Below are 16955 nucleotides of genomic sequence, written 5' to 3' on the forward strand. Positions count from 1 at the left end.
GTTATGCCTACCATCGGCCTGTACACGGCGACGGAGAACGAACTGGGGGCGGTCCAGCGGGCGGCGAGTCAGTTGGATGCGGACGTCGATCTGGTGGTGCGCTCCGAGAGCGACCTCGACGAACCGGACGACGTGGACGCCTTCCTCGACGACCTCGCCGACACGACGGCGGCGGTGTTCTGGTTGCACGGCGCGGAAGACAGTATGCCCGGCTACGAGCGCGCGGTCGAGCGACTGGACGAGGCCGGCGTCCCGCTGGTGGTCAAGTCGACGGGCGACGCCTATGCCGTCGAGGACACGTCGGTCGCGGCCGACGACCGGGACCGCGTCTACGAGTACCTCGACCGGGGCGGCGCGAGCAACGTCGCCAACTGCGTCCGCTTCCTGGTCGACAGCTATGCCGACGTCGACCTGCCACACGACGACCCCGTGGCGCTCCCGACGGAGGGCGTCTACCACCCCGACTACCCGGGCGCGAGCTACGAGGAACTCCGGGCGGAACTCGACCCGGCGACCCCGACGGTCGCCATCTGGTTCTACGAGTCCCACTGGACCCACGAGAACACCCGCTACGTCGACGCCCAGGTCCGGGCCGTCGAGGAACAGGGCGCCGACGCGCTGCCTATCTTCTGCAACCCGGCGACCGACACCGACGAGCAGGAAGACGCCGAGTGGGTGACCGACCAGTGGCTCTTGGACGAGGGGGAACCGGTCGTCGACGCCGTGCTCTCCTCGTTCATGTTCTCGCTGTCGATGGACGAACGAGGCCGGAGCGCGAGCGACGAGGGCGACGGCGCCGAGGAAGTGTTCCTGGACCGACTGGGCGTGCCGGTGCTTCAGACGGTCACGACGATGCGCTCGCGGTCGCGGTACGAGTCCAGCGACACGGGCGTCATGGGCTTCGAGCTCGCCCTGTCGGTCGCGCTTCCGGAGTTCGACGGCAACGTCATCACCCACCCCATCAGCGGGAAGGAGCGCACCGACGACGAGGCGGGCATCGGCAGCGCCCCCAAACAGCACTTCCCCATCGACGACCGCGTGGACCACGCCGCGCGCCTCGCGGTCAACTGGGCGCGCCTGCGCTACCTCGACAACGACGAGAAGCAGGTGGCGGTCGTCCTCCACAACTACCCGCCGAGCGACGACGGCATCGGGACCGCCTTCGGGCTGGACAGCCCCGAGAGCACGGTCAACCTCCTCGACGAACTCGACGCGCGCGGGTACGACCTCGGTGGTCGGTCGCCGCCGGACGGCCAGGCGCTCATCGACGACCTGACCGCCCAGTTGACGCTCGAGGACCGCTGGGTCGCGCCCGAGGACGTACGGGACCTGAGCGTCGACACGGTCGCGCCCGAGCAGTACGCCGAGTGGTTCGAGGGCAAGGACGAGCGGTTCCAGGAGCGCATCACCGAGGAGTGGGGCGACCCGCCGGACCGCCCCTTCGCCATCCCCGGCGTCGAGTTCGGGAACGTCCTCGTGACGGTCCAGCCCCCGCGCGGCTTCGGAATGGACCCCTCGAAGGTCTACCACGACTCGGACCTCCAGCCGCCCCACGACTACGTGGCGTTCTACGGCTGGCTCCGTAACACCTTCGAGGCCGACGCGGTCGTCCACCTCGGCACCCACGGCTCCCTGGAGTGGCTCCCGGGCAAGACCGTCGGGCTGAACGGCGAGAGCGCGCCCGACCAGCTGGTCGACGACATTCCGAACGTCTACCCCTACATCGTCAACAACCCCGGCGAGGGGACGCAGGCGAAACGCCGCTCGTACGCGGCCATCGTCGACTACCTCACGCCGGTCATGTCCAACGCGGGCACGTACGACGAGATCGCGGAACTGGAGGAACTGGCCGACCAGTACCGCGAGGCCGGGATGGAGGACGCCCGCGCCGACGACGGCGAACACCTCGAAGCCCTGCTCCGGGAGAAAGTCGACGACCTCGACCTCGCGGTCGAACTCGGTATCGCCGGCGAGATCGACGAGAAAGCCGACGTGCGCGGCCCCGACGAAGCGGGGTCGACGCTCGCCGAGGGCGCGGTCGACGGCGACGAGGTCGACGTCGAGGAACTGGTCGAGCGCGTCCACGAGTACGTCACGGACGTGAAGACGACACAGATCCGACTCGGCCTGCACACGATGGGCGAGCCGCCGGCCGACGACCGCCTGATCGAGTACCTCGTCGCGCTGACGCGACTGGAGAACCCCGGCGCGCCGAGCCTCCGGGAATCCGTCGCGGGCGTGCTCGGCGTCGACTACCAGCGGATGCTCGACGAACCGGGAACCTACGACGAGGACCTCGGGATGACGTACGCACAGGCAGCCGACGAGGTCTACGAGACCAGCGTCGACCTCGTGGAGACGCTGGCCGCGCACGACTTCGACCTCCCCGAGGCCGAACCCGAGGCCGGCCCGGACGACGAGACGACGATGAACCTCCTGGTCGTCGACATCGAGCCGCTCGGCGACGCCCGGGTCGCGGGCGGCGCCCACGACGATCTCCGCGAGGCACTGGCCTACATCTGCGAGGAGGCCGCGCCGCGCGTCGCGGGGGCGGCCGAGGAGATACCCCAGACCGCGGACGCGCTGAACGGCGAGTACGTCGAACCCGGCGGCTCCGGCGCGCCGACCCGCGGCGGCGTCGACCTGCTCCCGACCGCGCGGAACTTCTACACCCTCGACCCGCGGAAGGTGCCCGCGAAGTCCGCGTGGGACGTGGGCAGCGAGGTCGCCGACGGCGTTGCCGAGCGCCACCACGACGAGGAAGGCGAGTACCCCGAGGAGATCGGCGTCGTCGCGTGGGGCACTCCGACCGTCCGCACGCGCGGTGAGACCATCGCGCAGGTACTCGCGCTGATGGGCGTCGAACCGCAGTGGACCGACGCCGGCCGCGTCGACGACGTGGAGCCGATTCCGCTCGAGGAACTCGGCCGCCCACGCATCGACGTGACGACGCGCGTCTCCGGCCTGTTCCGCGACGCGTTCCCGGCCGCGGCGGGCGTCATCCACGACGCTGTCGACGCCGTCGTCGACCTCGACGAACCCCTCGACATGAACTACGTGAAGAAACACGTCGAGGAAGAGGCCGAGCGGTTGCAGGGCGAGACGGACATGGACGAGGACGACGCGCGCGACGCGGTGATGGACCGCGTGTTCACCACGAAGCCCGGCGGCTACGGCGCGGGGACGAACAAGGCCGTCGACGAGGGCAACTGGGAGGACCACTCCGATCTCTCGGACGTGTACGTCCAGTGGGGCGGCTACGCGATGGGCTCCCGGGGGCGCGTCTCGGAGGCCCACGACGCCTTCGAGCGCCGCCTCGGCAACGTCGACGCGACGGTGAAAATCGAGGACACGGCCGAACAGGACGAGTTCGACTCCTCGGACTGGTACGCCTTCCACGGCGGCTTCATCACCGCTGTCGGCGAGATCGCCGACGAAGAGCCTAATTCCTACGTGGGCGATTCGAGCGACCCGGACAACGTCGACGTCTACACCAACGAGGAGAAAGTGCGGAAGGCGATGCGGGCGCGCGTCCTGAACCCTGAGTGGCTGGAATCGATGGAGGAGCACGGCTACAAGGGCGCGGGCGACCTCTCCACGACGGTTGACGTGGCGCTGGGCTGGGACGCGACGACGGGCGTCGTCAGCGACACGCTGTGGGCGGAGGTGGCCGAGAAGTACGCCTTCGACGCCGACCGTCAGGAGTGGCTCCGGGACGTGAACCCGTGGGCCCTGGAGTCGATCACGGACACGCTCCTGGAGGCCATCGAGCGGGACCTCTGGGACGCCGACGAGGCGACCGAGGACCGCCTGCGCGACCTGAACCTGCAAGTCGATGGCGATCTCGAAGCGCGTGCCAGCGGCGGCGACGCCCAGGAGGTGACCAGCGATGACGACTAATCAGGACGACGCGACGGCCGACGAGGAGTTCGAGGAGTACGCGGACCTGGGTGCGACGACGTCGAACGCGATGGAGATCGCGGAGACGAGCATGGACCGCGTGCGCGAACTCGTCCCCGACGAGACGCTGGAGGACCGCATCCGTCAGAAATCCGTCCACGCGACCGGGGACCCCGAGTTCCAGTACCTCGTGCGGTTCGCCGGCGATCCGGTGCGTGCGGGGGCGGAGGCGGTCCTCGACGAACGCCCCGTCGTGACCGACATCACGATGGTCAAGGAGGGCATCACCGGACGCGGCCACTCCTGTGAGGTCCGCAAGGCAATCGGCAACGGCGCCGAGCTAGCGGCCGAGACGGGGATGACCCGGACGGCCGCGTCCGTCCTCGAACTCGACAAACGGGGCGTCTACGACGGGGCCATCGCGACGGTCGGGAACGCGCCGACCGCGGCGCTCGCGCTCGCCGACTGTATCGAGGAGGGGACCCGGCCGGCGGTCGTCGTCGCGACGCCAGTCGGGTTCGTCAAGGCCGCTGAGAGCCGGCAGCGAATCCGCGAGGCCGCCGCCGAGTACGACGTGCCGGCTATCACCACCGTCGGACGCCGCGGCGGGAGCGGGCTCGCGGCGGGCCTGACGAACGAGCTGATCCACGTCGCGAGTGATGCACGGGACGGCGAGATCGACCTCGAGACGGCGGCCACCGAGGCCGACCGGATCGACCACCGTGGGGCGGAACGATGAGCGACAGCGAGTCCGCCGACGACTACGACCTCGATTCCGGGCCGGACCCGGCGACGTTCGCGGCCGAGACGCCTGAGCCGGTGCGTCGCGGGGGCGCGCCGAGCGACGGAGCCCCCGTCTACGCCGTCGGTATCGGCCCGGGCAATCCGGAGTACCTGACTCCTCGCGGCGAGCGCGCCATCCGCGAGGCGGACGTGGTCGTCGGCTTCGAGACGGTCGTCGGGTTCGTCGACGACGTGGCGCCCGACGGGACGGACCTGCTGACCTGCGGGTACCGCGACGAGGGCGAGACGCTGTCGCGGTTCGCCGAGCGGGTCGCCGACGGCGCGGACGGGACGGCGGTCCTGATGGGTGATCCGAACCACTCGGGCTACCAGTTCGTCGGCAAGGTCGAGCGCGCGGTCGAGCGCCCGGTGCGCGTGGTGCCGGGCATCTCGTCGCTCCAGATAGCTGCGAGCCGTGCCCGGACGCCGATGGAGGATTCGACGTTCGTGACGCTCCACAAGAGCGGCGACCTGACGGCCGACCTGGAGCGACTGCGGACGGCAAGCGACGACCGGCACCTCCTGGTGCTCCCCCGGCCCTACGACTGGATGCCCGAGGACGTGGCCGCTGACCTCGTCGACGCCGGCGCGGACGGCGAGCGGACGGCACTGGTCTGCGAGCGGTTGACCCACGACGACGAGCTGCTCACGCGGACGACGCTGGGGGACCTGGCCGCGGGCGCCGGCGGCGACGGTGCCGACGACTCGCGGTTCTCGGACCTGTCGGTGCTGGTCGTGCGGGCGGGACAGGAGAAGTAAACTACCCCACCCTACTTCGTTCACCGCATAGGCGGTTCGCTCGTCGAGGGTGGGGCTTTGATGTGGACTCCCGGCGATCAACTGTCGGCGGTTGGCCGATAGCCGTCGCCGTTCAATATCCCACCATGTATACGCACGTCTACTGGTGCGTCTGCGCTCCCCGACGTGGGCGAGGAACGCAGTCTGTGCTGTCTCTTCCGCATGTACCGCAGGCCGACGTTTTTCGCGCCGTTGTAGTCAGCGTTGATTTCGTACCCGCATTTGAGACACTGGAACTGCTCGCCGTCGCGGTTGTCTTCGTGGGTAAACCCACAGTCGGTGCGAGAACACCGCTGGCTGGTGTGGTCGGGTTCGACCTGCTCAACAGCCACACCACGTTCTGGTGCTTTGTACTCGACGTACTCGACAAGGCGACGAAATGCCCAGACGTGATGCCAGTCTGCGTGAGGAAGCCCTCGCTCTCTCCTCACGGGCCGCGGGCCTGTTCGGATGGTCAGCGGGACCTTCGGTCCCGCACGACTTGAGGCCGGGGGCTCCGCCTCGAACCTGCTGAATCCGTCGTTACCGGGCACGGCCGTCGCCGTCGGTGGCGACGGGGTTCGATGCCGTCCCGGCGGCGGGCGTCGCGTCGCTGGACTCGGCGAGGACGCGCCGTTTTTCGAGCGCGCCGTGAAGTACGTCGGTGAGCCGCGGGTGGTCGCCGAGGGGTTCGGCGTAGGCGATGCCGCCACGGTCGATGTCGAGTTCCTCGGGGATACGCTCGCGTGTCGCCGGGCCGTGGGCGAAAAAGAGGGGAACGGCCACGACGCGGTCGTTCGAGACGGTGTAGCGGGCACACTCCATCGCGGGGTTCTGGAGGAGGAAACTCGGCTCGACCTCGTCGTAGTCGGTCTCGGCGAGCAGGCGCTCGGCGTGGTACTCCGCGGTCCGGCGCTGGTAGGGCAGCGAGCTACTGCCGAAGCCCGCGAGGATGATCGAGGTGTCTCCCGCCGGGGCGAGCGCCGCGCGTGCGCGGTCGGCGAGCGCCTCCGTGACGGCCGGACTCCGGCCGACGGGGTCGACGTACTCGACGGCCGCGTCGAGACCCCGGAGAGCCCGCGGCACGTCCGTCTCCGTCTCACGTGTGTGTGCCGCGACCATCGGGATCGCGAAGGCGCGGTCGGCCGTCCCCGTGTCGATGGCGCCGCGCAACTCGCGTTCCGGATCGGACTCGTAGGTGACGACTCGTACCGTCTCGACCGCGGCCCGGTCCCGCAGTCGCCGCGCGTGCGTCTCCATGACCTCCCTGCCGTGTGGCGTCTCCCTGCCGATCAGCAGGAGTGTTTCGTCAGTCATTGTCTTGGGTACAAGTTTGGTTTCACTATTCCAAACTCGCTTGCAATTGGCGACGATGGCGACTCACAAATAAGTTGGGTTAGTCACAACCCGGGCCGCCGGGGTCGCGACCGGGAGAGATAGGTGGCATCGGTCCCAGAAGGTGGTATGGTCGAGGACAGCACGGAGGGGCCGCGTCCGCGTGAGATAACGGCGAGCGCCCCCGCGGAGTTCGGGCTCGTACAGGTCTGGTGGGGCGACGGCAAAGGGAAGACAACGGCGGCGCTCGGCATGGGGATGCGCGCCGCGGGTCACGGTTACCGCGTCCACATGCTCCAGTTCATGAAAGGCGGCACCGGCACGGTTGACGACGTCCGCGGCGAGTACAACGCCATCGCGGCCCTGCCGGGCTTCTCCTACGAGAACGCCGGGCACTACGGCTGGCACGGCTTCCTCGACGGGAGCGACGACGACGAACACGCCGCCCGCGCCGAGGGGGCGCTCGCCCGGGCCCGCGAACTGCTCGACGGGGCCGCCGACGCCGACCTCACCGCCCCGCTCGCGCTCGACGGCGACCCCGGCAACGGCGTCCACATGCTCGTCCTCGACGAGATCGTCTACGCCGCGAACCGGGACCTGCTGGCCCCCGCGGACGTCGTCGGACTGATCGAGGACAAGCCGGCGGACCTCGAACTCGTCCTCACCGGCGGTCACGACCGCCCGGACTACTTAGACGACCACGCCGACCTCGTGACCAACGTCCGCAAGGAGGTCCACCCGATGGACGCCGGCCAGGGCGCGCGGCAGGGCACGGAGTTCTGACCGCAATCCGGGCGTCCGACGCGCGGCGAACACACCACAAAACACATTACGCGGCCGCTATCGGGTGCCGATAGCGGACGAGGTTCTCGTCCGCAGTCACACGCTCCTCCGACGCAATCCCTTTGAGCGGCGGCCCCGTCAGTCCCGTCGAACGCGATGGCCCGAACCGTGCTGGTCGCCGGCACCGCGAGCCACGTCGGCAAGAGCACCGTCGCCGCCGGACTCTGCCGGCATCTCGCCGACCGCGGCGTCGACGTGGCCCCCTACAAGGCCCAGAACATGAGCAACAACGCCCGGGCGGTGGCGACGCCGGACGGCTCGACCGGCGAGATCGGCGTCTCCCAGTACGTCCAGGCACGGGCGGCACGGGTCCCGCCGACGACCGACCACAACCCCGTCCTCCTCAAACCCCGCGGCGAGGGGGAGTCACAGTTGGTCCTGGGGGGCGAGGCGGTCGGTCACTACGCCGCCGGCGAGTACTACGACGAGCACTGGGACGACGCGCTTGCGGCGGCGGAGGCATCCCACGAGCGACTCGCGGCCGACCACGACGTCATCGTCGCCGAGGGTGCCGGCTCGCTCGCCGAGCCGAACCTCCACCACCGCGACCTCTCGAACGTCGAGACCGCGCGTTTCGCCGACGCCGACATCCTGCTCGTCGGCGACATCGAACGCGGCGGCGTCTTCGCGGCCCTGGTCGGCTCCCTCGAACTCCTCCCCGACGACCTCCGCGAGCGGGTCGCCGGCGCAGTCATCACGAAGTTCCGCGGCGACCGCTCGCTGCTCGCGCCCGGCATCGAGGACTTCGAGGACCGCACCGGCGTCCCCATTCTCGGCGTCCTGCCCTACGACGACCCCGGCCTGCCCGAGGAGGACAGCGTCTCGCTCCCGGCCGCCGGCGAGCGAGCGGTCCGGGGGACCGACGACGGCGTTCCCGACGAGCGCGCGGTGACGGTCGCCGTGCCCCGGTTCCCGCGGCTCTCGAACTTCACCGACCTCGAACCGCTCGCCCGCGAACCGGGCGTCCGGGTCGCCTACCGCCCGCTCGACGCCGCCCTCGACGGCGCGGACGCGGTCGTCCTCCCGGGGACGAAGAACACGGTCGACGACCTGCTCGCGTGCCGCGAGGCGGGCTTCGACGCCGAACTCCGTTCCTTCGAGGGCCCCGTCGTCGGCCTCTGTGGCGGCTACCAGATGCTCGGCGAGCGCATCACGAACGCTGCCGTCGAAGGCACCGGCGACCGCGAGACCGTTCCGGGCTTTGGCCTGCTCCCCGTCGAGACGCGCTTCCGGCGGGACAAGCGCGTCGAACCGGTGACCCGGGACCTCCGTGGCGTCGGCCCGCTCGCGGGCGCGAACGGGGCCGTCACCGGCTACGAGATTCACATGGGCCGGACCGACCCGGTCGCGGACGTGGCTCGCCCGTTCCCGGCGGTCACGGACGACGGCGCGGCGGACGCGGCCGCTGACCCGGACGGCGCGGCGACGGCGCACGTCCTCGGGACGTACCTCCACGGCCTGTTCGAGAACGCGACCGCTCGTGAGGCGTTCGTCGACTCGGTCTTCGCGGCGGCGGGTCGTGAGCGCCCCGCACGGGAGGGCGGTACTGCCGACCCCTACGACCGCGCGGCCGACCTCGTGGCGACACACTGTGACCTCTCGGCGCTCGGGCTGTGAGGTCGGGCCGTCGGTCGCGTCGCCGGTCGACGTGCCAGCAGTCACGTCGCCGGCCACCGACGCGGTCCGTGGCGACTCCCCGTCTTCGGGCATCTACTCCCGGTTAGGAGCGGGTCCGATTCACCTTTTTGCCCGCGAGCAGGAGCGACCCCCCCGCTTCGACCCGTAGGTTTAAACCAGGGACCGCACAGAACCCCGGGTAATGGTGGAGGCGTTCGCGGTCGCCAGCGGGAAAGGTGGGACGGGAAAGACCACGAGTACGCTCGCGCTGGGGATGGCACTGGCCGAGGAGTACGACGTGACGGTCATCGACGCGGACACCGGGATGGCGAACCTCCTCTTTCACGCCGGTCTGGAAGCCGTCGACACGACACTGCACGACGTACTCATCGAGGGGGGTGCGTCGGTCGAGGCGGCGGTGTACGACCGCTTCGGGATGTCGGTCGTCCCCTGCGGGACGAGCCTGGCGGGGTTCGAGGCGGCCGAGCCCGAGCGCCTGCGGGACGTGGTGGCGACGCTCGCGGCCGACACCGACGTCATCCTGCTCGACTCGCCGGCGACGCTCTCCTCGAAGTCGGCGGTCCTGCCGGTCGTGCTGGCCGACCGGGTAGTGATCGTCCTCCAGCCGACGATTCCGGCGCTCTCGGACGGGCTGAAGGTCCAGGAGTACGCGACCTCCTACGGCACGGACACGGCGGGGACGATCTTCAACAAGGTGGCGGACCCGGCGGCCATCGACCGGATCGCCGAGAAGAGTCGGCGGTACTTCGAGGGGCCGACGCTTTCGACCGTCCCCGAGAGCGACGCGGTTCGGGCGGCGCGGCGGGCCGGCGAGCCGTTGCTGGCACACGCGCCTGACGCCGAGGCGGCGGCCGCGTTCCGCGAGGCCGCCGACGGGCTCGACGTCCGGGCAGGCGATGCCGGCGACGTCGCGGATCGGTTCCGCAGTGCCGTTATCCCGGAGCGACGATGAGACTCCCCGACGGCGAACTCCTGCGGTCGCGGGCCGTCGACGACCTCGCGGCGCTTTTCGAGGACGCACTCGACCGCCTGCTGACCGGCTACGCCGTCCTCGAACCGCAGGACACGCTCCTGGCGGGGGGAGACGGCGCCGGTGTCATCACCTTCGCCGACGGGGTGCCCGTACTGGCGTACTCGACGGCGACCGACCGCGGCGGGCCGCCGGCGCTGGCCGACCTCGCCGTTCCCGGCCCGTACCACGTCCGACTGGTCGCGGTGCCCGACGGCAGTCTCGACGCCGTTCACGACACGCCGGCGCTGACGGTGCCGCCGGCGATGCCTGCCCAGCGCCTCGCCGGCGACGCGGAACTGGCCGACCGGACCCGCCGCCGCGCGCCGGCGACGCGCACGCGGTCGGACGCCGAATCCGGTCCGACGACGGACCGCACCGACGACGACCCGGGCGCGCTCGAAGCCTTCCTCGACGACGAGGAGAAGATCGCGGCCATCCGCGAGCAGGCCCGCGAGGAGGCACGTGAGCGCGCCCGGGAGTGGGGATTCGACGATCTGGGGACGTAGGCGGTGACTCCCCCAGCCGGCAGCGCGGCTCCGGCGCGTGCCGACTGCGTGAGGTGGACGCACGTCCAGTTCTCGCTGGACGGATAAACGACTATGTAGTTGCGTACCGTTCCTATTCGTGTATGGCGACAAGCCAGAAGCCGACGGCGTACCACACGTGCAGTTGCGGGGAGGAGTTCGACTCGACGGAGGCTCTCCTCGAACACGCCCGGTCCGAACACGGGGCCTGGATCGCCTGAGGCGACCGCCCCGGGGTCGCCTACCCCCTCCACACCGCTTCTCGTCTTCGCCTACCGGTCGATGGGGACCGGAATCCACCAGACCCGGCTCCGGCCGCCGACCTTCTTGCTCGTCACGTCGGTTTCGTCTTCGAGGTCGTGGAGTTTGTTGAGGGCGGTCCGCCGCGAACAACCGAGCCGCTCCGCGATTTCCGTCGCTGTCAGCGGCTCGGCGTAATCCTCGCGGGTCTCGAACACCTCGATGACGCTCGCCTGTGTGAACTCCGTCTCGCGGCCTGGGTCTGCCATTGGCGGCCCCATCGCTGCCCTCCTACTTAATGCTCGGGTGCGCGCGGTCCCGTGACCGCCCGAGGGCGAACTCGTGACCCATGTCGACGTGGCACACGATCTGACCTGTCATATCACGATTGGTTTTTCCGTCTCGACGGACGGACGCCCATGGCGAGTGGGGACCGTCCGCACGCGAAGCCGGGGGTTCGGCAGGTCGTGGCTTCGGTCGACCGGACCGGGGCGCACCCGCGGCTCGTCATCGCGGAGCGTGGCCGCGACGGGGCGTCGCTGTCGGCGGTGCTATCGTCGGCCCGTTCGCTCCGCGAGTGGCGGTGATGCCGCCGCGGGGTCACAGCGGGTCGCTCGACGCCGTCCGCCGACCGGCGGGTGAACGCCAAACCGGGGCTACCGCCGTCGGTCACGGTCCTGGAGTGTGAGTATGCCCCAAACGTTAGGTGGGCGACCGTCTCAGGGGAAGCCATGCTATCGGACACCGACAGGGAGCGACTCCGTGCCGTCTTCGACCGCCAGCTCGACGTGGGGCTCCACCACGGCGCCCAACTCGCGCTCGTCGTCGACGGCGACCTCGTCGTCGACTTCGCCGGCGGGCAGACCGGCCCGGACGGCGAGCCGACCGAGAGCGACCAGCAGCACGTCCTCTTCTCGTGTACCAAACCGTACGCCGGCGTCGCCGTCCACCAGCTCGCGGAGGCCGGCGACCTCGACTACGACGACCCGCTCGTGGCCCACTGGCCCGAGTTCGCCGACGAGGGCAGCGAGAAGGCCGAGATCACGGTCCGACAGGTCCTCAGCCACCAGGCGGGGATTCCGTTCGGCGAGTTCGACGACCGACCCGGCGAGTGGGGCGATTGGGACGCCGTCGTCGCGGCGATGGAGGAGATCGAACCCGTCTTCCCGCCGGGCGAACAGTCGGCCTACCACGCGCTCAACTACGGCTGGCTCGTCGGCGAACTCGTCCGCCGCGTGAGCGGCCAGCCCATCGAGGCGTACGTCGCCGAGCACGTCTTCGACCCGCTCGGGATGGACGACACGACCCTCGGCGCGGCCGACGACGTGGCGACGCTCGCGGGCTTCGCGGAGTTCGACCGCTGTCGCGACCCCGGCGAGGGGCTGGGCGACCCCGCCGAGGAGTCGGCCGCGGCGTTCAACGAGCCAGCCATTCGGAACGCGGTCATCCCGGCGGCGGCTGGCATCGGCACCGCCCGCGACATGGCGCGGTTCTACGCCTGCATCGCCAACGGCGGCGAACTCGACGGAACCCGGCTCCTCGAGGAATCGACGGTCGAGGCGGCCCTCGAACTCCAGGCCGAGACCGAGTCCGACGGCACGCTCTCGCGGCCCGCCCGCTACGCGATGGGGTTCTGGAAGGGCGGCCACGCTGCCGACATGTTCGGGACGCTGAGTCCGGACCGGGTGTTCGGCCACGCCGGCCTCGGCAGCGTCTTCGGCTGGGGCGACCCCGAGGAAAAGGTCGGCTTCGCGTACGTGACAAACGGCATCCGCGAGGAATCCTACGAGCACGCCGCCCGCGTCAACGCCGTCACCGACGCCGTCCGCAGCCTGCTCGACTAGTCGAGCGAGACCGTCTCCAGTTCCTCGGAGATTTCGCGGACGTGGTCGTTGAACGCCGCGACGAACGCCGCGAAGTCGTCGACGTGGGCACGCAGGTCCCGCGCCGACGGCGGGCCGTACTGCGAGAGGAGGTAGACGCCGTTCTCGCCGCCGACGCGGAGGTAGTCGACGCGGCCGTCCTCCCAGTTGAGTTCCCAGCGGGTCCCGTCGACGCGCGTCTCGAACGTGCCGTAGTTCGACCCCTGATACCGGTGGAGTTCGCCCGCCATCGCGGTCGCGGCCTCGCGGATTCCCTCGAGGACGCGCTCGCGCTCGGCGACGACGGACTCCGTCGAGACGACTTCGGGGAACTCCGTCGGCGCGTCGTCCAGCACGCCAGCGAGCGACTCGACGTAGTCGTTGAACGCGGCGACGAAGTCCGCGTAGTCGGTCATCGCTTCCGCCAGCGCCTCGGGGTCGGGCGGCTGGTGAGTCGAGATGACGTAGGTCTCCGCGCCGCCCCGCTCGAACAGGAGGAACTTGACGGTGCCGGCCTCGTACTTCAGCGTCCACGTCCCGGCGTCGGTCTCGAAAGAGCGTTTCCCGTAGTCGCCGCCCTCCAGCAGGGCGAGTTCGCGCGCGACGGTTCCCGCGTGCTCGCGCACCCGCGCGACTACTTCGTCCCGTCGCTCGGTCGCGGCTTCGGTCCCGACCACGTCTGCGTCCAGCCCCTCGATCATGTCGGACCGGACGGTCCTGGGGGGCTTGAGGGCACGGGAGCCGGCGAAAAACGTGTCCGCCGCTCGACGCCTCAGGCCCGCAGTTTCGCTTCGAGTTCGCCCCGCTCGTCGAGCTGTTCGAGGATGTCGCTGCCGCCGACGAACTCGCCGTCGACGAACGTCTGGGGAATCGTCTCGCGGCCGCTGTGGGGTTCGAGCGCCGCGCGGTACTCCTCCAGCGATTCGAGCACGTCGACGGTCTCGAACTCCTCGCGGTACTGCCCGATCAGGCCCAGTGCCTTCCGGGAGTAGCCACACTGTGGCATCAGTTCGGTCCCCTTCATGAACAGGACGACATCGTTCTCCGCGAGGGTCTCCTCGACCCGCGTTTCGACTTCGTCCGCCGAGAGTTCCGCACCGGGTTCGAAAGTCATACCCGTTACTCGGGGTGCCTGATGCAAATGATTTCCGGCACTCGCGCGGGCTGCCGTGCCGACCCGCGCCGCGTTCGAGGGCCGACCGGGACCGACCCGGAAGGAGAAGACACTTGTTGGGTCGCTCGCAGGTGTCCCGCATGGCTGGTCCCCTCGCCACGCCCCTCCCTCCCAGCACCGCGACCGAAACTGCCCCCAGTCGCTGCCGTTTCCCTCAAGGCAGCGCTCGCGACCCGCCGACGCCCGCTGGCGTGATCGGCTCCTGCCACGGGGGTGGGTGACGGTGGCGACCATCGAGACGACGGGACTGACCAAACGGTTCGGCGAGGAGACGGCGGTCGACGACCTCGACCTGACCGTCGAGCGCGGCGAGGTCTTCGGCTTCCTCGGGCCGAACGGCGCGGGGAAGTCGACGACGATCAACCTCCTGCTCGATTTCATCCGGCCGACGAGCGGGACCGTCGAGGTGTTCGGCCTCGACGCACAGGACCGCTCGACGGCGGTCCGCCAGCGCACCGGCGTCCTCCCCGAGGGCTACGGCTTCGACGACCCGCTGCTCGGCCGGGAGTACCTGGAGTGGGCCATCGAGACGAAAGACGCCGGTGACGACCCCGATGCCCTCCTCGATACCGTTGGGCTGACCGACGACGCCGACCGGCTGGCTAGCGACTACTCGAAGGGGATGCAACAGCGACTCGCGTTCGCGATGGCGCTGGTCGGCGACCCCGACCTCCTGATCCTCGACGAGCCATCGACGGGGCTGGACCCCAACGGCATCGGGACCATCCGGGAGGTCGTCCGCGAGCGCGCCGCCGGGGGGACGACCGTCTTCTTCTCCAGCCACCACCTCGCGGAGGTGGAGGCGGTCTGTGACCGTGTCGGCGTGATGAACGACGGCGAACTCGTCGCGGTCGACACCATCGACGGCCTCCGGGAGAGCGCCGGCGGCCACGCGACGATCCACCTCGACTGTGCGGCCCCGCCGACCGACATCGGCGTCGAGGCGCTCGACGGGGTCGCCGGGACGAGCGTCGACGACGGGACACTCGTCGTCGACTGCGCGAACCCCCGGGCAAAAGTCGACGTGGTCACCCACGTCGCCGACCGCGCAGAGGTCCTCGACATCCGCTCGGAGACCGTCTCCCTGGAGTCACTGTTCGCGGACCTGACCGAGGGTGGCCGGGACGTGGCCGCGGCGGACGAACCCCGGCCGGCCGGGGCCGCCGCAGGGGGCGAAGACGGCGTGGGGGGAGACGAATGAGTCTCCGCTCGGTCGCGCGGAAGGACTTCACGCGGGCGCGGCGCTCCCGGGCGCTGTGGGCGGCCGCGACCCTGCTCTCGATGGTCGCCGCCCTGCTCGTGTTCGGCTACCAGGGCTATCGGATGGGCCCGGCCGAGGAGGCGACCGCGGCGTTCCGGACGCTGGCGACGCTGCTGGCCGCCGTGGTCCCCATCGTCGCGCTGGTCGCGGGCTATCTCGCCGTCGCCGGCGAACGCGAGAGCGGCGGCATCAAGTTCCTGCTCGGTTTCCCCAACACTCGCCGGGAGGTCGTGTTCGGGAAACTCGGGAGTCGGCTGGTCGTCGTCACCGCCGGTGTCGCGTTCCTGTTCGCCGCGGCCGCGAGCATGTCGCTGGCGCGCCACGGGACGCTCCCGCTCGCGGCCGTCCTCGGACTCTTCGTCCTGACGCTCGTGTACGCCGCGGTGTTCGTGTCCCTCGCCGTCGCGCTGTCGGCGAGCGTCGCCGCCCGGAGCCGCGCCATCGGTGCCGCGGTCGCCTCGTACCTGCTGCTCGTGATCCTCTACGTCGTCCCCGCGGTCCGTATCCCGGCTATCGTCCGCTGGGTCCACCACACGATGCTCGGTCAGGCCGAGAACCCGCACCTCTACAGCGCGGTCACCTACACCAGCCCGTTCACGGCCTACCGGAAGGCGACGAACCTCGTCTTCCCCGGAGACCAGCAGGTGTTCCGTGCCGTCGAACGGGAGGCCGCGGACCTCCCGGTCTACCTCACCGACGAGTTCGCGCCGGTGGTCTTCGCCGTCTGGCTGGTCGTTCCGATCACACTGGGATACCTGCGGTTCCGGGGGGTCGACCTATGATCGGCGACCGGGTCACGCTCGCCCACGCCCTCGTCGCCGTCGGCGTCGTCCTCCTCGTCGTCCCCGCGCTGGCTCCGGTCCAGCAGTACCGGGTCCACGACACCCGCGGGGGGACGACCGCCGACCGGGCCGAGCTGGAAGAGAGCGGGATCGAGGTCGTCGCCTACGAGAACCTCTCGGACCGCGGGCAGGAGCTCTACCGGGAGACGCTGGAGAACGGGGGCCGCTACACCGTCCCCATCGGACAGGGCGCGCCGGATTTCGACTACGGGGCCGAGGACCGCGACGACGGGCGCGGCCCGACCGGCCCGAGCGTCAGACGATCGGGAACGATCGCCATCGAGCGGCCGCCCGACGCCGACCTGCCGCCGGCCGACGAACCGGTCGAAGCCGTGGCGCGAGCCCGTGAGCGCGAGGCAGCGGAACGTGAACGGGCCCGTGAGCGCGACGGCGACCGCCGCACGTCGACCGGCAACGGGACCGCGACGCCGACCACGCCCGACTACGACGAGATGCGCGAGACCATCACGCGCTACGACATGATGCAGACCACGACCGACAGCCCGCCACTGTCCGACACGGCGAATCTGCTCCGGCTGTTCCCGGCGCTGGTCGGCGTCCTCTGCCTCGGGGTCGGCGGCTACCGGTCGTCGCTCCCCTGAGAACGCCGGCCTGCCGCTCGTAGCCGCCCGAGCGGTCCCGGCTCCGGACGTGCTGGGCCTACACCACCCGACAACTGTACTACCGTCGTATCGTGGCAGTTCAAAAATACGTATTGATAGTAACACTTATTAGACAACAATTTATCGCTGTTAGTATCTCCT

16 protein-coding genes and 1 pseudogene are annotated in these 16955 nt (G+C 70.2%); 12 read left to right on the forward strand and 5 right to left on the reverse strand.

Annotated features, from left to right (window positions below; all coding sequences use genetic code 11):
• The first annotated feature begins 3 nt into the window (after positions 1-3).
• Genes cobN through MUG96_RS04105 form a run of 3 tightly spaced genes read left to right on the forward strand, consistent with a single transcriptional unit; the run spans position 4 to position 5442 of the window.
• Positions 4-3900 (forward strand): cobaltochelatase subunit CobN, encoded by a 3897-nt coding sequence (cobN, locus tag MUG96_RS04095; RefSeq protein ID WP_246986753.1) that lies wholly within the window; start codon positions 4-6, stop codon positions 3898-3900.
• Complete coding sequence (locus tag MUG96_RS04100; RefSeq protein WP_246986755.1) at positions 3890-4639, forward strand: precorrin-8X methylmutase; 750 nt, start codon at positions 3890-3892, stop codon at positions 4637-4639. Before cobN ends, MUG96_RS04100 begins: the two co-directional genes overlap by 11 nt.
• On the forward strand, positions 4636-5442 hold the full coding sequence (locus MUG96_RS04105) for a cobalt-precorrin-7 (C(5))-methyltransferase (RefSeq protein WP_246986757.1): 807 nt from the start codon (positions 4636-4638) through the stop codon (positions 5440-5442). The genes MUG96_RS04100 and MUG96_RS04105 overlap by 4 nt, the downstream gene beginning before the upstream one ends.
• A gap of 77 nt (positions 5443-5519) precedes the next feature.
• Here the strand turns inward: MUG96_RS04105 and MUG96_RS04110 are convergent.
• Together MUG96_RS04110 and MUG96_RS04115 are read right to left on the reverse strand one after the other, a co-directional pair.
• Positions 5520-5906 (reverse strand): annotated as a pseudogene (locus MUG96_RS04110) (zinc ribbon domain-containing protein); the annotation flags it as partial.
• Between the two features lie 97 nt (positions 5907-6003).
• Positions 6004-6777 (reverse strand): CbiX/SirB N-terminal domain-containing protein, encoded by a 774-nt coding sequence (locus MUG96_RS04115; protein ID WP_246986759.1) that lies wholly within the window; start codon positions 6775-6777, stop codon positions 6004-6006.
• A 147-nt stretch (positions 6778-6924) separates the two neighbouring features.
• Between MUG96_RS04115 and MUG96_RS04120 the strand changes: the two genes are divergently transcribed.
• The 4 genes from MUG96_RS04120 to MUG96_RS04135 all read left to right on the forward strand — a co-directional run bounded on the left by MUG96_RS04120 (position 6925) and on the right by MUG96_RS04135 (position 10794).
• Positions 6925-7578, forward strand: coding sequence for a cob(I)yrinic acid a,c-diamide adenosyltransferase (locus tag MUG96_RS04120; protein WP_246986761.1), 654 nt, complete (start codon positions 6925-6927; stop codon positions 7576-7578).
• Between the two features lie 156 nt (positions 7579-7734).
• Positions 7735-9255: a cobyric acid synthase gene (locus tag MUG96_RS04125; protein WP_246986763.1), complete on the forward strand. Its 1521-nt coding sequence runs from the start codon at positions 7735-7737 to the stop codon at positions 9253-9255.
• Between the two features lie 202 nt (positions 9256-9457).
• On the forward strand, positions 9458-10228 hold the full coding sequence (locus MUG96_RS04130) for a nucleotide-binding protein (protein ID WP_246986765.1): 771 nt from the start codon (positions 9458-9460) through the stop codon (positions 10226-10228).
• The gene (locus MUG96_RS04135) at positions 10225-10794 is read left to right on the forward strand and encodes a DUF8054 family protein (RefSeq protein WP_246986767.1); all 570 of its coding nucleotides are present in this window, start codon (positions 10225-10227) and stop codon (positions 10792-10794) included. The genes MUG96_RS04130 and MUG96_RS04135 overlap by 4 nt, the downstream gene beginning before the upstream one ends.
• A gap of 290 nt (positions 10795-11084) precedes the next feature.
• Here MUG96_RS04135 and MUG96_RS04140 read toward each other — a convergent pair whose 3' ends face one another.
• Positions 11085-11321: a helix-turn-helix domain-containing protein gene (locus tag MUG96_RS04140; RefSeq protein ID WP_246986768.1), complete on the reverse strand. Its 237-nt coding sequence runs from the start codon at positions 11319-11321 to the stop codon at positions 11085-11087.
• A gap of 150 nt (positions 11322-11471) precedes the next feature.
• Here MUG96_RS04140 and MUG96_RS04145 point away from each other — a divergent pair, with 150 nt between their 5' ends.
• Positions 11472-11639, forward strand: coding sequence for a DUF7556 family protein (locus MUG96_RS04145; RefSeq protein ID WP_246986770.1), 168 nt, complete (start codon positions 11472-11474; stop codon positions 11637-11639).
• A 144-nt stretch (positions 11640-11783) separates the two neighbouring features.
• Positions 11784-12896, forward strand: a complete 1113-nt coding sequence (locus tag MUG96_RS04150; RefSeq protein WP_246986772.1) for a serine hydrolase domain-containing protein — start codon at positions 11784-11786, stop codon at positions 12894-12896.
• Here the strand turns inward: MUG96_RS04150 and MUG96_RS04155 are convergent.
• Entirely contained in the window at positions 12893-13615 is a 723-nt protein-coding gene (locus tag MUG96_RS04155; protein WP_246986774.1) for a profilin-fold protein, read from the reverse strand. The genes MUG96_RS04150 and MUG96_RS04155 overlap by 4 nt on opposite strands.
• Positions 13616-13686: 71 nt before the next feature.
• Entirely contained in the window at positions 13687-14028 is a 342-nt protein-coding gene (locus MUG96_RS04160; protein ID WP_246986776.1) for a glutaredoxin family protein, read from the reverse strand.
• 283 nt (positions 14029-14311) lie between these two features.
• Here MUG96_RS04160 and MUG96_RS04165 point away from each other — a divergent pair, with 283 nt between their 5' ends.
• The 3 genes from MUG96_RS04165 to MUG96_RS04175 are packed head-to-tail and all read left to right on the forward strand — an operon-like array spanning position 14312 to position 16793.
• Positions 14312-15289 (forward strand): ABC transporter ATP-binding protein, encoded by a 978-nt coding sequence (locus MUG96_RS04165; protein WP_246986778.1) that lies wholly within the window; start codon positions 14312-14314, stop codon positions 15287-15289.
• The gene (locus MUG96_RS04170; RefSeq protein ID WP_246986780.1) at positions 15286-16131 is read left to right on the forward strand and encodes an ABC transporter permease subunit; all 846 of its coding nucleotides are present in this window, start codon (positions 15286-15288) and stop codon (positions 16129-16131) included. Before MUG96_RS04165 ends, MUG96_RS04170 begins: the two co-directional genes overlap by 4 nt.
• Positions 16128-16793: a hypothetical protein gene (locus tag MUG96_RS04175; RefSeq protein ID WP_246986782.1), complete on the forward strand. Its 666-nt coding sequence runs from the start codon at positions 16128-16130 to the stop codon at positions 16791-16793. Before MUG96_RS04170 ends, MUG96_RS04175 begins: the two co-directional genes overlap by 4 nt.
• Positions 16794-16955 lie beyond the last annotated feature (162 nt).

Source organism: Halorientalis marina (genome assembly GCF_023028345.1).
GTDB classification, from domain to species: Archaea; Halobacteriota; Halobacteria; order Halobacteriales; family Haloarculaceae; genus Halorientalis; species Halorientalis marina.